General features: G+C 41.5%; 14 protein-coding genes. 1 reads left to right on the forward strand and 13 read right to left on the reverse strand.

All coding sequences use genetic code 11. The features are described 5' to 3' along the window. Window positions 1–8 precede the first annotated feature (8 nt). The 3 genes from speB to L3V41_RS09390 all read right to left on the reverse strand — a co-directional run bounded on the left by speB (window position 9) and on the right by L3V41_RS09390 (window position 3,503). Window positions 9–932 (reverse strand): agmatinase, encoded by a 924-nt coding sequence (gene speB, locus L3V41_RS09380; protein WP_063706052.1) that lies wholly within the window; start codon window positions 930–932, stop codon window positions 9–11. Between the two features lie 3 nt (window positions 933–935). Next, window positions 936–2,849: a biosynthetic arginine decarboxylase gene (gene speA, locus L3V41_RS09385; RefSeq protein ID WP_193988634.1), complete on the reverse strand. Its 1,914-nt coding sequence runs from the start codon at window positions 2,847–2,849 to the stop codon at window positions 936–938. Between the two features lie 192 nt (window positions 2,850–3,041). Continuing rightward, complete coding sequence (locus L3V41_RS09390; protein ID WP_062570682.1) at window positions 3,042–3,503, reverse strand: GNAT family N-acetyltransferase; 462 nt, start codon at window positions 3,501–3,503, stop codon at window positions 3,042–3,044. A 237-nt stretch (window positions 3,504–3,740) separates the two neighbouring features. On the opposite strand from L3V41_RS09390, the gene cysZ reads away from it, so the two are divergent. Continuing rightward, window positions 3,741–4,469 (forward strand): sulfate transporter CysZ, encoded by a 729-nt coding sequence (gene cysZ / locus L3V41_RS09395; RefSeq protein WP_062570681.1) that lies wholly within the window; start codon window positions 3,741–3,743, stop codon window positions 4,467–4,469. Between the two features lie 30 nt (window positions 4,470–4,499). Here cysZ and L3V41_RS09400 read toward each other — a convergent pair whose 3' ends face one another. The 10 genes from L3V41_RS09400 to L3V41_RS09445 form a co-directional block, all read right to left on the reverse strand. Further along, complete coding sequence (locus L3V41_RS09400) at window positions 4,500–5,000, reverse strand: hypothetical protein (protein ID WP_062570680.1); 501 nt, start codon at window positions 4,998–5,000, stop codon at window positions 4,500–4,502. After that, window positions 4,997–8,032: an Ig-like domain-containing protein gene (locus tag L3V41_RS09405; protein ID WP_237127626.1), complete on the reverse strand. Its 3,036-nt coding sequence runs from the start codon at window positions 8,030–8,032 to the stop codon at window positions 4,997–4,999. Before L3V41_RS09405 ends, L3V41_RS09400 begins: the two co-directional genes overlap by 4 nt. A 14-nt stretch (window positions 8,033–8,046) precedes the next feature. After that, complete coding sequence (gene rlmM, locus L3V41_RS09410; protein ID WP_062570678.1) at window positions 8,047–9,132, reverse strand: 23S rRNA (cytidine(2498)-2'-O)-methyltransferase RlmM; 1,086 nt, start codon at window positions 9,130–9,132, stop codon at window positions 8,047–8,049. Window positions 9,133–9,141: 9 nt separating this feature from the next. Next, entirely contained in the window at window positions 9,142–9,510 is a 369-nt protein-coding gene (locus L3V41_RS09415; RefSeq protein WP_062570677.1) for a DUF423 domain-containing protein, read from the reverse strand. Then, entirely contained in the window at window positions 9,507–10,151 is a 645-nt protein-coding gene (locus tag L3V41_RS09420; RefSeq protein WP_062570676.1) for an alpha/beta family hydrolase, read from the reverse strand. The genes L3V41_RS09415 and L3V41_RS09420 overlap by 4 nt, the downstream gene beginning before the upstream one ends. Window position 10,152: 1 nt before the next feature. Continuing rightward, the gene (locus tag L3V41_RS09425; protein ID WP_062570675.1) at window positions 10,153–11,049 is read right to left on the reverse strand and encodes a transcriptional regulator GcvA; all 897 of its coding nucleotides are present in this window, start codon (window positions 11,047–11,049) and stop codon (window positions 10,153–10,155) included. A gap of 98 nt (window positions 11,050–11,147) precedes the next feature. Next, on the reverse strand, window positions 11,148–12,002 hold the full coding sequence (gene kdsA / locus L3V41_RS09430; RefSeq protein ID WP_237127627.1) for a 3-deoxy-8-phosphooctulonate synthase: 855 nt from the start codon (window positions 12,000–12,002) through the stop codon (window positions 11,148–11,150). 9 nt (window positions 12,003–12,011) lie between these two features. Further along, window positions 12,012–13,265 (reverse strand): DUF819 family protein, encoded by a 1,254-nt coding sequence (locus L3V41_RS09435; RefSeq protein ID WP_193988630.1) that lies wholly within the window; start codon window positions 13,263–13,265, stop codon window positions 12,012–12,014. A gap of 15 nt (window positions 13,266–13,280) precedes the next feature. Continuing rightward, a complete protein-coding gene (locus L3V41_RS09440) occupies window positions 13,281–14,108 on the reverse strand; it encodes a tetratricopeptide repeat protein (protein WP_062570672.1) in 828 nt (275 codons plus the stop codon). A gap of 132 nt (window positions 14,109–14,240) precedes the next feature. Next, on the reverse strand, window positions 14,241–14,615 hold the full coding sequence (locus tag L3V41_RS09445; protein WP_062570671.1) for a SirB2 family protein: 375 nt from the start codon (window positions 14,613–14,615) through the stop codon (window positions 14,241–14,243). Between the last annotated feature and the right edge of the window lie 9 nt (window positions 14,616–14,624).

Raw genomic sequence — 14,624 nt, forward strand, 5'->3', positions numbered from 1 at the left:
TCTCTCATTTAGTATTTATGCTTTAAAGCCCATAAGTGTAATAGCTCATTGGCAATGGTCGCTGCAGCAATCGCTGTAAGTTCACTTTGATCATACGATGGTGATACTTCAACTACATCCATACCGACCATATTAATGCCTTTCAATGCACGAAGTACTTTAAGTACTTTATCGCTGGTTAAGCCACCACACACTGGTGTACCTGTCCCTGGCGCGAATGCTGGATCAAGGCAGTCAATATCAAAGGTTAAATACACAGGTAAGTCACCCACGCGTGCTTTGATTTGCTCTGCGATATCTTGTGCAGGTAAATCATTGGCTGCCATTGCATCAATCACCGCAAACTCGTGTTTGCTCTGATCAAAATCAGTACGAATACCGATTTGAATGCTGTGATCAACATCAATCAATCCTTCCATCGGCGCATGATAAAACATGGTGCCGTGATCATAACGTGAGCCATTGCTGTAAGTGTCTGTATGCGCGTCAAAATGAACTAATGCCATTTTACCGTGTTGCTTAGCATGGGCACGTAGTAGTGGCAAAGTCACAAAGTGGTCGCCACCTAAACCCAATAATGTTTTACCTTGGCGAAGAATTTGCTCAGCCGCTAATTCTAATTGCGCGGTAAAATACTCTGGGTCGCCTACTGGGTAAGTAAAATCACCGGCATCTGCTAATTTCAAACGCTCGAACAACGGGAACGTCCACGGGTACTTGGTTTCTTCCCATGCGAGGTGCACTGAGGCACGGCGAATTGCATCTGGCCCTAAACGTGCACCTGGACGACCTGAGGTTGCCAAATCAAATGGTAAACCTAACACCACCACATCCGCATCGATTGCTGTGATGTTTTGCACCATCGGCTGACGTAAAAACGTCATGCCGTTTGAGTATAACGAATGATCTGTGTGGTCAAACAATGTCGACATTGCTTATAACTCTTCTAAATAAGTGTAACCATTTAAGCCAGTTTGCAGCTCATCTAATACGCTTTGCTGCTCTGTTTCTGGCAATTTTGCCGCCACCAGCTGGGCGTAAGATTGCTGGAAGCTTTCTACATCTAAATGTACGTAACGCATCATGTCTGCAACGGTATCACCTTCGTTAATTTCAGTGATTTGCGCCTGACCTTGCTCATCCATTTTTATAATTGCACTGTGTGTGTCACCAAATAGGTTGTGCATATCTCCTAAAATTTCTTGGTAAGCACCGACTAAGAAAAAGCCCATTAAATAAGGTTTTTCTTCGCTAAATGCTGGCACAGGTAATGTGCTTTCAATGCCTTGACCGTCTACATAGTGCTCCATCGCACCGTCTGAGTCGCAAGTAATATCAAGTAACACGGCGCGTTTCTGTGGTGCTTGCGTTAAACCACTTAATGGTAGAACAGGAAACACTTGGTCAATACCCCATGCATCCGGTAATGACTGAAACAGTGAAAAGTTCACAAAAAACTTATCTGCTAAACGCGCATTTAATTCATCAATAATCGGGCGATGAAAACGGTTTTTGTTATCCATATGTTTGTTAAGTTCATAACATACACGTAAGTTAACTTGCTCCGCCCATGCTCGCTCTGTTAAATCAAGTAAACCAAGTGCAAACTGATTATGTGCTTCGGCTAAATCGCCTTGGCTATCGTGATAAATTTCAATTAATGCACGGTCGTCATTGTCATCACTTAACTGCTGCCATGATGTCCACATATTTTTTAATAACAGAGGTGCATCAGCGGCTGGCGCTTGAATGTCTTCTGGTACATAGCTTTCAGTGCCAATCACATTCGAAATCAATACAGCATGGTGCGCTGTTAACGCCCGACCTGATTCAGAAATAATGCGTGGCATTGGCTGCTCATATAACTTACAGGTATCACCAATGGTGTATACGATGTTATTAGCGTATTCACTTAGGCTGTAGTTCATTGAGTTATGAGACTGGCTGCGTGTACCGTCATAATCTACTGCTAAACCACCACCCACATCTAAGCAATCAATTTGTGCGCCTAATTTACGTAACTCACAGTAAAAACGCGCAGCTTCACTGACACCTAAGCGGACATCGCGGATGTTGGCCATTTGCGAGCCAAGGTGAAAGTGTACAAGCTGGATCAAATCGAGTTGATCAGACGCTTTTAAGCGATTAACTACACTCAATACTTGCGATGCCGATAAGCCAAATTTTGATTTTTCGCCACCACTTGCTTGCCACTTGCCCTTACCTTGCGACGCTAAACGTACGCGAATACCAATGCGCGGTTTTACGTTTAACTCTTTTGCTTGGCTAAGCACCATGTCAAGCTCAGACAGTTTTTCAAGAACAATGTAAACCTTGTGGCCTAGCTTTTCGCCAATCAGTGCTAAGCGAATGTATTCTTGGTCTTTGTAGCCATTACATACAATCACCGCACTGGTTTTTTCAGCCATTGCTAATACAGTTAATAGCTCAGGTTTACTGCCGGCTTCTAAGCCCAATTGTTTCTTTTCAATACCAGCTTGGCTTGCAACAATTTCTTCAACAACTTCACGTTGTTGGTTTACTTTAATTGGGTAAACAAGCAAATAGTCTTTCGGATAACCATAATTTTCAATTGCCGTGTTAAATGCCTGGCATAAGCTATGTACACGATGATGTAAAATTTGTGGAAAACGAACCAGCGCAGGCAAGCTTAAGCCTTTGTCTTGTAATTGCTGTGCGATATCGATTAGTGCAATGGTTTGCTCTGGGGCATGGGCCTTTGGCGCAACATACACATCACCTTGATCATTAATACCAAAGAAACCTTGGCTCCAATGACGAACATTGTAACTCGTGCGAGCTTGTTCTAGTGATGTTGTCTCTTTCATCTATCTTTCTCTTTTATTTTAGTAGTGCCGAAATCGGCAAGGGTTGTTGCCGCGCATTAAAAGAAAAATAGTGATTCAAGTCCAACAAGAATTTTTACTCGTAACGAGTGATTTTTGATGTGTAAATTAAATGGCAAACCCACTTAAGGTAAGCCTTAGCAGTGGGTTAAAATGATAAGTAGCAGTAAAGAATTATTGATTAAGGCCTAATTCCATAAATAAACTTTGTGGATTTTCGCTGTAATTACCAAATGGACCACATCGACTAAAGCCTAAGTTTTCATACAAATTAATTGATTCTGTTTGTTTAGGGCCTGTTTCAAGTCGAATAAGTGGAATTTGTTGCTCACCGGCATGATGCAATAAAATTTGCATAATACGGCGGGATAAGCCCTTTCCTCGATAGCTTGGTTTTACGTATAAACGACGAATCTCACCATATGGCGGATTTCCCTCTTGCATCACAATTGCGCCACACGCCACAATACCATCATCATTTTTTAACCCTATCGCATATACATTTGGCTCAGCGAGCTCTTCAACGCTTAACGATTGAGCTGTGGCGACTGGATATAAAGAGTTTATAAGTCGGTCTATATCGGAAAACACGTTTACTACGTCAGGATCATGTGGATTTAAATCGACTAACTGCATAAAACTCCCATTTTCAAGATGTCGTTTTTGTTAATTATGTTAACAATAGTATAGGATCCTCAGCGGATCCTCTAGTGCTGTTTTCATTATTCGTTTTTATAGGTACTTTCAGACCCCGCACCGTACCGCTTAGTTCAACACAGCATAACTTAAAAACACTTTGTTACGGAAAAGAGCTGTTCAAACACGTTGAAAATCTTATACTGCTGACAATAAGTAATTATGTGAGGTTATCTCGTGCAGTTTACTCAAGGTATGGAATACTTTTTTTCTGGCTTTAAACTTATTAGCCAAAAAGGGCTAAAACGTTTTGTACTTATTCCTTTATTAATCAATATTGTGCTCTTTGGTAGTTCATTATTTTTTTTATATGGCTGGCTAACTGACGGCTTCGCTTATATGAATTCACTACTTCCAGAATGGCTAAGTTGGTTAGAGTGGTTAATGTGGCCGATTGCCGTATTGGTTATTTTATTTAGTTACAGCATGCTCTTTACCGTGATTACTAACTTTATTGCTGCGCCATTTAATGGTGTACTCAGTGAAAAAGTCGAGCTGTATTTAACGGGTCAAAAAGTCAATGATGATGGCATTTTAGATACCATGAAAGATGTGCCACGCATGCTTGGCCGAGAATGGACAAAGCTTTGCTATTATCTACCAAGAGCGATAGGGTTTTTCATTTTACTATGGCTTTTACCTGTTATCGGCCAATTGCTTTGGATACTTTTTACTTGCTGGATGTACGCGGTTCAGTACGAAGATTATGCATTCGACAATCATAAAGTAAGCTTTAAAGAGATGAAGGATGATTTAAAAGAAAAGCAAACACTCTCTTACGGCTTTGGCTTAGCGGTCATGATTCTGACCGCCATTCCTTTTGTTAACTTAATTGTTATGCCTGTCGCTGTGTGCGGTGGCACGCGCTTGTGGGTGGAAAATTACCGCAGCAAATATCGCCATTAATCCGCATTAAAAAGCCAGTGGGTATGAAACCTACTGGCTTTTTAAAACACTGTAATGCAACTTTACAGATAAAGGCTCTGACAGCGCAAAATCAGCCCGTGGCTCTTCAAACTTTGTTATTACTGCCTCATAACGACTCCGCCCCATAGTCACCTCAAAAGGCTGCTCAAGCTTAGTGATAATTTTAATGTCAGCGTGCTTATTTTCTAACTGTATTAAGCCATCTTCTCGACTACGAACCAACAAAAATTGGGCCCCCATTTCAAAAACGAGTCTCGCTTTATGGGCTTTTCTGTTCTGCGCTCGCCACTGTCCTTGCTGATAGATAGTACTTAGCTCTGTAACACCGTCAGGCTCGTAGAGTCGCTCTTTTTTTATCTCACACGTATCACAACCTTTAATACGCTCAGCCTGCCAGTTAACTGGATAACCGTTATAATTCAAGCGTGTTGTCATCTGCCAGTGCGAATTATTTGCAGGACCACACGCTTGCAAACTCACCAAGATAATTGCAAAAATTAGCCTCTTCATTGCTCAGCAGCCGCTTTTCGCACAGCTTGAATTTCATCGAGTATAAATAATGGCGGCGCTTCTTCTTTAATAATCCGCTGACGAATAGATGTGTTTGCGTTATTCACAGTGTTTAACTCTGTGAAATCTAAACCAAATCGATTACCAGAAAAATAACTGTAAAAACGAAGATCTATTAATGACCACTCATCAACATCGTTTAATACACTCGTGCTTGCATCGTCATTGGTATCCTGACTAAGTGTTTCTGTCAGGTTAAGATTACAATTATAATCGACAGCAACAGAGCCTGGGTAACCCAAACCATTTGCTTCCTCGATGGAGGTTTCATCCAAAGGTGCACCTAAACCATGCGAAAAAGACATAACAAAACTCTCAGGTGAACCCAATGGACCGTTTACCAACTCAGACGTTTCTACACCACAATTTGGGTTTGTTCTGTATCGGCTTGAGTAGTAGCGATCTCCTTCGTTATTGCCGATGGTTGGCAAGCCCCGAAGTTGGTATAAGTAGTTCATAATACTTAAATGGTTTGGCTTGTAGTTAATACTGTTATTGCCACCATGCTCTAAACCAAGGTTATGTCCGAGTTCATGCATTATCGTTGAAGCTTGATAGTTGTAAGTCAGATTACGTGAAGCTTCATTATCAAGTGATAGGCCCCAGTTACCAAATGTTATCATTAAATCGTTGCCATTTACTTCAGCCAGCCCCGCAGGACCAACACTTCCATCCTCATTAAGGCTACTTGCCATCAACATATAATGAAAAATCGGTTTGCGGCGCATATCAAAATTAGCCATTTTATAATGGAACAAACCTTCTACACCTGCATTGAAATTATAAGGCGTATAGGGGCGGAATATAACTTGTTCACCGCCACCTAAATCATAATTTTCAACTGACATACCTGTTGCTTGGTGATACAAGTCCCCAACATCAAAGTGAACAACAATATTCTCAGCAGCAAATGACGAGATAACTTTTTCAAGGGCTATCCTTTGCGGAATAATGCCTGCATCACTACTGTCCATATAGTCTACTTCAACAAAAAGATCTTTTTGATTAACTCTCGCTCCCCAATCATATAGTGGAAGTCCCGCAAAGCTTGAGCCAGGCAGCTCCGCGCAATCGGGTATACCGTCTTGATCAAGGTCGTCTTCACAGGTTAAATCATTAGCACCAGCAGGTGTTGTGAAGAGGCTATAAATCCAATCTGAAGGGGTATCTGTATCGGTACTGTCTTTATCACGCTTAATACTTGAGCCTGTTATATTATTTATACTTGGGGCTGCGCCAGTTGACCAATGCGCTGGCGAAGTAGGCTCTGTGGTATCATTGCCAAATCTGACAAAATCGATGGTGGTTGTTTCATCACCCGAAAGAAGTTCAATAAAACCATTCACAAACCAATATGGGCGAATCGTAGAGCCCGCTTCACCAATAAATGCGATGTATTTATTTTGCTCTGCTGCATCATAGAAAAGTTCGTCGCCAAAGCGACTATGGATAATCGCATACTCACCAACCTCTATTAATTGATTAGGTAGGTTAAAAACGGTTGATGAGGTTATGCTTCCATCACTCGAATTTCGGCTCTTTGTTCTAACCTTATAATCGGCTAAATTGATGTCACTGCCAGTGCCATTGTAGACTTCAAACCAAGGAGCATCGGTTCCAAAGCGAATTGCAACCACCTCCGTAATTACTAAGTCACCACTGCCAGTGCTAAATTCAGTTATTTCTTGCGCATTGATGGCAGTATCATCAAAATTGACTAAATCTTCTGTTACTCGCAATTTATACGTTCTATTTTGCTGTAGTGCTGGTGAAAACGTCACGCCATTAAAATAGGTATTGGTATCTGACTCTGGACCGGACAAATTCAAAGAGGAAATTGCCAAGCAAGAACTAAAATCATCATCCGATAATTGCAACGAGCCTACACACCCCCCTGCCGTTTCATTCACTGATAAGCTGCTGGTTTTCATCACATCAGAAAAATCAATCGATAAACTTGCGTTTACGCTCACAGCTTGGCTGTTATTTTGCGGATTAACATTGATAATTGTCGCAGCAGTGCTATCTATAATTGCTACATTGATCGTTGCTTGTGTCGTGGCAATGCCATCCGACACACTCACGCTAATGGGTGCCTGCGAAATACGGTTAATCGCAGGTGTATATTGGTAAGTAAAACTCGCTGCATCAACAACTGTTATCGTAGCACCATCAAGGTCTGATGCAAAACTCACCGTCAGCTCGTCATTATCTGGATCTTGAACGTTAAGTGTGAACTCACTGCTTTGGTTAAACTCTGAGACAAAGTTAGTATCGTTAAGGATTGGTGCTTTATTAACATTCACAATCATAAAAGTGACCGACAGCTCAGACGATGCTCCCCTATCATCCGTTGCTGTAACTAAAAACTCCACTTCACTCGTACTGGGTACTTCAGGTGCTGTAAAATTGATTATCTGGCCATTTTGTGTAAAGTTAATAACAGGGCCACGCAGCTGCTGCCATTCAATCGATACAATACTGCCGTCACTATCTTCAGCACTTACTTGGATTGATGCTTCACTCAATTCAGTAATATCAGCTATCGGTTCACTACTAATTACAGGTGCCGCATTGGTATCATTTTGAATATTAATCGTATAATTTGCCGAGGCTGAGGCCCCATCATTATCAGTTACCATCACCTGAAAAGTAATCGTCGTATCACTTTCAACATCTGGCGCAGTAAAGTTAAGTACAGCAGCATTAAAAGTGAAAATGCTAGTTGGGCCTTGTATTTGCGACCAACTGTAATTTGCAATAGTGCCATCTGAGTCTGTGGCTGTTGCGCTAAGGGAACTTATTTGCCCTTCTTGGAGGTTTTGCTCTCCCGAAATTGAAACCTGAGGAGATTGATTGGTTGTGGGAGCTGGGGTAGTTGGCGTATCACTATCACCACCGCCGCCCCCGCAGGCTGTTAAGAAAATGGGAAATAAAGCATACAAGCAGAGCGTTAATCGTTTATTACCCATTTTCTGTCCTCTCTTTAACTGTATAAGCTTTGCGGCACCTTTATGACATTTAAATGTACAGTCACTTCTTCACGATCGTGATACAGATGCTTCGCTTGGAGTTCATAACTTACGCCGTATTTTTCAAGCTCTTCTTTAATCAACTTCAAGCATTCATAGACACTGTCAAAGCGCTTTTTCATTGGTAATTTCAGATTAAAAATAAGCTCTTTTGCGTAGGCATTTACCGCCCAATCAATCATAAGATTAGTAACTTTTACTGGCTTTTCCACCATATCGCAAACTAACCAGCTAATATTCCGCTTTTCGGGACGATACTTAAAACCATCAACACGGAAATGCTTAACTTGTCCCGTTTCCATTAGTTCATCATTCATTGGCCCATTATCGATAGCACTCACAAACATGCCGCGACGTACCAATTGATAAGTCCAACCACCTGGGCAAGCACCTAAATCAACACCTCGCATCCCCGCTTGCACACGATCCTCAGCTTCATGAGGTGGAATAAATACATTAAACGCTTCATCTAACTTGAGTGTAGAACGGCTTGGTGCATCACTTGGCATACGTAAACGTGGTATCCCCATAAAAAAGGGCGAGTTATTGAATGTATATGAATAACCAACGTAAGCAGAATCATTTGTTAAAAACGCAACATGCATAACGGGCTTTTTATCTGCCAACTGGCGTGTCACCTTCGAGCGCTTTTCAAGTGTTTTTTTAAGGGGAGTAGATATCTTCTTACAAAATTTAGATAGCTCTTTCCCCTCATTGGTATCGGGTGTTTCTACGCGTAAGTCTCCACATTCAGGAAAATCAACGGCAGCATCAACAATAGCACTAACACGATCTTCAAGTGGCATATTATCCACTAAGATGCCAGTAAACCATTGACGCGCGAAAACCATATTTTTGAAATCTACTTTTTTAATGATTTCATCGCCGTGGCTCGCATCAAAACATTCGTAAACAACAATCCCTGTATTTGGTTTCGTTTTTACGTAACCTGCAAATCCTTGTTCAGCAGCTTGAAAAGTAATTTCAGCAGCGGCATCATTTTCAAAACCACTGCGACAATAAATAACTACACTCGACATAGATAACCCTTAAAACTTATATCGTGCGGCTTGAACTAACAAAATAGCCCAACCAATAATAAAACAAACGCCGCCAATCGGGGTGATAGGGCCCAGCCATTTCATGCCCGTTAATGCGAGTAAATACAAACTACCGCTAAATAACACTGTACCCGCGATAAAAAAGCCACCAGCCCAATTTAAGTTGATGCCCCACTTTATTAATATCGCAATGGCAATTAAAGCAAGACCATGGACCATTTGATACTCAGCAGCCGTTTTAAAAATCCCAGTTGCGTATTCTGAAACACGGCTTTTTAAACCATGCGCAGCAAAGGCACCAAGCATCACCGAAAGCATGCAAAATAAGCTGCCAATCATTAAATAGAGTTTGATCATTGCTCATCTCCTGCCACTAAATTCATAATAAACTGTGCTGCATAATCCGCAGCTAGTTGTAAGTTTTCTTGTTCTGTAATACCACTTTTTTTACGTGGCTTTAATGAGTGGTCGCCATCTTTGAGAAATTTGATTTCTGGCGGGTTAACCACTTCAAGCTCAGCGAGTTCTTGCTGGTTACCAAACGTGTCTCGCTCCCCCTGCAGCACTAAAAACGGACATGGTACATCTGCAAAATGGTCTGTGCGACGTTTTTCAGGTTTACCCGGTGGGTGAAACGGATACCCAAAAGCCACAACACCAGCGACTTTTGGAATGTTCTGTTCAGTGCACAACATTGAAGCCATTCTGCCCCCCATCGATTTGCCGCCAATAAATAGCGGCAATTCAGACTGACGCTCAGCTAAAACTTCTGCAAAATATGCAAGCAGCTTGGGGGCTCGATCTGGCGGTCTGCGTTTGCCAGTCTCTTTGGCAATTTGCATGTATTGGAAATCAAATAACGCCACATCAATACCTTGCTGACTAATGAGCTTCGCCATTGTTTGCATAAACTCGCTATCGCTGCCTGCACCGGCACCATGAGCAAATATAAATTGTGCACAGGCTCTATTACCTGTGCTTTTAAACCACTGCAACATGTTAATACTCTTGTTCTTGTTCAACTAGACTCAGCATCCAATCTTTAAATGAAACTATTTTGCCTAGCTCTGTTTGAGACTCTCTTATAACTAAATAGTAGGCATTTTTACTGACCATAGCGTGACTAAATGGAATAACCAAACGCCCTGCATCAATATCAGGTTTAGCAAGCACGCTATTACCTATTGCCACACCTTGACCATGAACCGCTGCCTGTAAAACCATTGATGAATGACTAAAGATCGGGCCCTGATTAACTTGCACATTACGCACACCCGCCGTTTTCATCCACGTTTTCCAATTTTTACGAGTCGTATCATGAAGCAATGTGTGATTCGCCAAATCACTTGGTTGATCAAGTGGTTTAGGACCGGTTAACAGCAAAGGGCTACATAGAGGCACAAGGTATTCAGTATGAAGCTTATAAGTTTGCACCCCACTCCAATGGCCACGGCCATAGTAGATGGCAATATCGACATCATCCGACAGAGAATTCTCGTCCTGATCCTGTGCTTTAATCCGTACATCTATCTCAGGATGTAACTCATTAAATAAACTAAGCCTTGGTACCAACCATTGAATTGCAAAACTTGGTGTCAAACTTACCGTTAAAGAGCCTTTAGCTCCTCTTGCTAGTAGTTTTTCTGTAGCATCAATTAGTTGAGTAAAAATCTCTTTAATATCTAAAAAGTAGCCCTGGCCTTCTTCGGTTAAGAGTAAAGAGCGATTTTTACGCAGGAAGAGTTTTAAACCCAAATGTTCTTCAAGGGTTTTAATTTGATGACTAACGGCAGCTTGGGTTACATAAAGCTCTTCCGCAGCTTTGGTGAAGCTTAAGTGGCGTGCAGCAGCTTCGAATGCTTTTAATGCATTTAATGGAGGTAAACGACGAGACATAAACACCAAGCTTAGAATTAGTTTTTCTTATGCATCGATTATAGCGACACAAATAAAAAAAGGCGACCATAGTCGCCTTCTCATCAACTAATTAAATATTACAGATCATTGGCACTGGTATCTAATGGTGCAAAGCTTTTAATAAGCTCATCCACAGCTTTCATTTGTGTTAAGTAGCCTTCTAGCTTACTTAATGCAAGTGCACAAGGGCCATCACATTTTGCTTCATTTGGATTAGGGTGCGCTTCAATGAAAAGACCCGCAAGGCCTAGTGCCATGCCACTACGCGCAAGCTCTGCCGCCTGAGCACGACGCCCATCCGCCGAGTCAGCACGACCACCTGGGCGTTGCAATGCATGCGTAGCATCAAAAATAACTGGTGCCATTGGCTTCATATCATCCATACCTAGCATATCAACCACTAGGTTGTTATAACCGAAGCTAGTGCCGCGCTCGCATAATACAACATTGTTATTACCTGCATCATTAAATTTCTTAATGATATGGCGCATTTCGTGCGGTGCTAAAAACTGTGGTTTTTTCACATTGATAATGGCACCTGTTTTTGCCATAGCAACTACTAGGTCAGTTTGGCGGGCAAGGAATGCTGGCAACTGAATAATATCAACCACCTCAGCAACTGGTGCTGCTTGATGTGGTTCGTGTACATCAGTAATAAGTGGCACATTAAAAGTAGATTTAATCTCTTCAAAGATTTTTAAGCCCTCTTCCATACCTGGACCACGATATGAATTAATTGACGAGCGATTCGCTTTATCAAAAGAGGCTTTAAATACATATGGAATGTTCAGCTTTGAAGTTACTTCAACATAATGCTCCGCAATACGCATTGCTAAATCACGTGATTCAAGTACATTCATACCACCAAACAACACAAATGGTTTGTTGTTTGCTAATTCAATCTCGTTAATTTTAATTAACTGGTTGTTCATTTCTATTCCTTAAGGTGAAACAGCTTGTAGCATTAAACCACAAATATAAGCCATGTAAGTACCTACACCATAGCCCAAAACCGCAAGTAACACACCAACCGGTGCCAGCGATGGATGGAACGCAGAGGCAACCACAGGTGCTGATGCAGCACCACCAACATTAGCTTGTGAACCCACAGCCATATAAAACAGCGGTGCTTTGATTAATTTAGCCACAATCAACATCAAGCTTGCATGTGTTAGCATCCAAATCACACCTAGTACAAAGTACATAGGCGAGTCGAAAATAGCGGTAATATTCATATGTAAGCCAATCGAAGCCACAAGAATATATAAAAAGCTTGATGCAACCTTTGAGGCGCCAAATGCTTCAATATGGCGTACTTTAGTAAACGATAAACTAATCCCGATAGTGGTCGAGATCACGATTAACCAAAAGAACTTGCTATTTAAACTATACTCCTGTGCCCAAGGGAAGTTAGCACCGAAGTACGGGCCTAAAAAGTCAGCACAAAAATGCGCAAGACCTGTAATACCAAAGGCTATGGCAATAATCGTCATATAATCATTGAGCGTTGGCATACGTGCATGCTCAGCGTGATACTTTTCTACGCGCTCTTTTAGATCTTCAATTGCACGGGTATCAGCCCCTGTTTTAGCATCAATCGCTTTATGATTAGCCGCCATGAGTAGTAATACAGCCATCCATAAGTTCGCCACAATGACATCAACAGTTACCATAGCCGAGAATATATCACCGCCTACTTCGAACATCTCTTTCATAGAGGCTTGGTTAGCACCGCCACCAATCCAGCTGCCCGCAATGGTTGTCATGCCACGCCATACGGCATCAGGACCATGTCCGCCAACCGCTTCAGGATAAACGGCGCTCATCACTAAAATGGCAAGAGGTCCGCCAATAACGATACCCATGGTCCCCGTTAAAAACATGATCAACGCTTTCGGGCCTAAGTTTAAGATAGCCTTTAAGTCGATACTGATGGTTAATAAAATTAAACAGGCTGGAAGTAAATAGCGGGATGCCACGTAGTAAACGTTTGATGAATGACCATCAACAATTCCAAAGGTATTTAATAATGATGGCAAAAAGTAGCAAAGCAGTAAAGCGGGGACGTATTTATAAAATTTTTGGCATGCTGCATTGTTACTATGCGAGGTTCTAAAAACAAACCCTAAAATAACGGCGAGTAAACCAAGTACGACTGCGTCATTGGTAATTAGCGCACTGTGGGCGTCAGTCATAAGTGTTCCTTAAAACTAGTGGTGTGTATTATTGTTGTCTTCTATTTCAGCAATCTGGTGCTGAATAATATCGATAGCGGGATCATCTGGGCATTCATTAACAAAATACTGTAGATCATCTCTGGCCATTTTAGGGCAATCTAACTGATTAAGTAGATAGCCACGGTCACGACGCTCATAAGGATCATCGCCTAATAATTCCATCAGCATGTCAACGCAGTGTAGCGCATGACCAAATTTACTTTCGCTAATGAATGACCATTTTTGCTGAGCTAAGTAAAGCTTATATATCTCTTCATCAAACACCAGTTCAAGCGGCTCTTGCTCATCGCCATTCTCTTCACTGGCATTTTCAGGAATGATATACCAACTTTGCTGCCCTGTGCTTGGCTCTATGAGATACCCTTCTTCATCACTTATGGCAACATGCACCTGCACTTCACCTTGACTTAAGGTCACTGAAGCATCCAAGTTAGCATGTTGTAATAAGTGACACAGTAAAATAGCCAATGTTGTTTGCGTACCACTGCGCATCGTAACCGTATAGCTAAAGCTATTTAAGGTGTATTCGGGTACTTTCAAGCTAGAAGCACTGAAAAGCCATTGTTGATAAAAGATATCCAAGAGTTTATCTAAGCGTTCATGAGGCTCTTTATGTTCAACACAAAGTACTGAAACCGTATGCTCAAATTCATTGAGTAGTTCATAACAAGCAGTTAGATCTACTTGTGTATCCCACTTTAATTCAGCATCAATACAACGATAAAGCACTTTAGAAGAAAATGCATCGTAGGCCTCATCTTGATAGGATTCATTTTGATCTTCAAACCAAGGGGTGGTCATTTATACTGCAACATCTCTTTCAAAAACGAGGTGCTAGTTTACCTACTTTTGCCCTAAGTTACCAATACTGAACGATGAGATATAAAAAAGCGGTACGACGGCACTCGCCATCAAAATACCGCTCAGAGATTCTTAGAGAAGAAGTGCAGTTTTAGCCGAAGCTAAATAACCAATTGCTAATAAAATGAAGGTGGTTATAGCAAGCAATACCACTTTCGCAGTCTGTGCGCTTTGCTTTGCAGCCACAACACCTAGTACGATATAAGCAATAACAAGTATAATTTTTTCTAATAACCATGATTGCTCTAATGGGTTAAATCCTGCCATCACGATTAACGCAACTGCAGAAACAAGCAGCAATGTATCAATGCTATGACTTCCAATGAACACCACTTTATTTTTTGCAAGTGCGCCCGTTTTTAAACGTGAAAAAGAACGAACGTAAAATAGTACAATACTCAACACGGCAAATAACATGTGAGTATGTTTTACTGCTAAATAATCCATATGCCCCAA

It is taken from the genome of Pseudoalteromonas sp. L21 (genome assembly GCF_021728035.1).
Taxonomy (GTDB): domain Bacteria; phylum Pseudomonadota; class Gammaproteobacteria; order Enterobacterales; family Alteromonadaceae; genus Pseudoalteromonas; species Pseudoalteromonas arabiensis.

Bases quoted from the DNA above. Each gene is read 5' to 3' on its own strand.
- speB (WP_063706052.1), bottom strand. From the start codon at position 932: ATGTCGACATTGTTTGACCACACAGATCATTCGTTATACTCAAACGGC.
- speA (WP_193988634.1), bottom strand. From the start codon at position 2,849: ATGAAAGAGACAACATCACTAGAACAAGCTCGCACGAGTTACAATGTT.
- L3V41_RS09390 (WP_062570682.1), bottom strand. From the start codon at position 3,503: ATGCAGTTAGTCGATTTAAATCCACATGATCCTGACGTAGTAAACGTG.
- L3V41_RS09400 (WP_062570680.1), bottom strand. From the start codon at position 5,000: ATGAAGAGGCTAATTTTTGCAATTATCTTGGTGAGTTTGCAAGCGTGT.
- L3V41_RS09405 (WP_237127626.1), bottom strand. From the start codon at position 8,032: ATGGGTAATAAACGATTAACGCTCTGCTTGTATGCTTTATTTCCCATT.
- rlmM (WP_062570678.1), bottom strand. From the start codon at position 9,132: ATGTCGAGTGTAGTTATTTATTGTCGCAGTGGTTTTGAAAATGATGCC.
- L3V41_RS09415 (WP_062570677.1), bottom strand. From the start codon at position 9,510: ATGATCAAACTCTATTTAATGATTGGCAGCTTATTTTGCATGCTTTCG.
- L3V41_RS09420 (WP_062570676.1), bottom strand. From the start codon at position 10,151: ATGTTGCAGTGGTTTAAAAGCACAGGTAATAGAGCCTGTGCACAATTT.
- L3V41_RS09425 (WP_062570675.1), bottom strand. From the start codon at position 11,049: ATGTCTCGTCGTTTACCTCCATTAAATGCATTAAAAGCATTCGAAGCT.
- kdsA (WP_237127627.1), bottom strand. From the start codon at position 12,002: ATGAACAACCAGTTAATTAAAATTAACGAGATTGAATTAGCAAACAAC.
- L3V41_RS09435 (WP_193988630.1), bottom strand. From the start codon at position 13,265: ATGACTGACGCCCACAGTGCGCTAATTACCAATGACGCAGTCGTACTT.
- L3V41_RS09440 (WP_062570672.1), bottom strand. From the start codon at position 14,108: ATGACCACCCCTTGGTTTGAAGATCAAAATGAATCCTATCAAGATGAG.
- L3V41_RS09445 (WP_062570671.1), bottom strand. From the start codon at position 14,615: ATGGATTATTTAGCAGTAAAACATACTCACATGTTATTTGCCGTGTTG.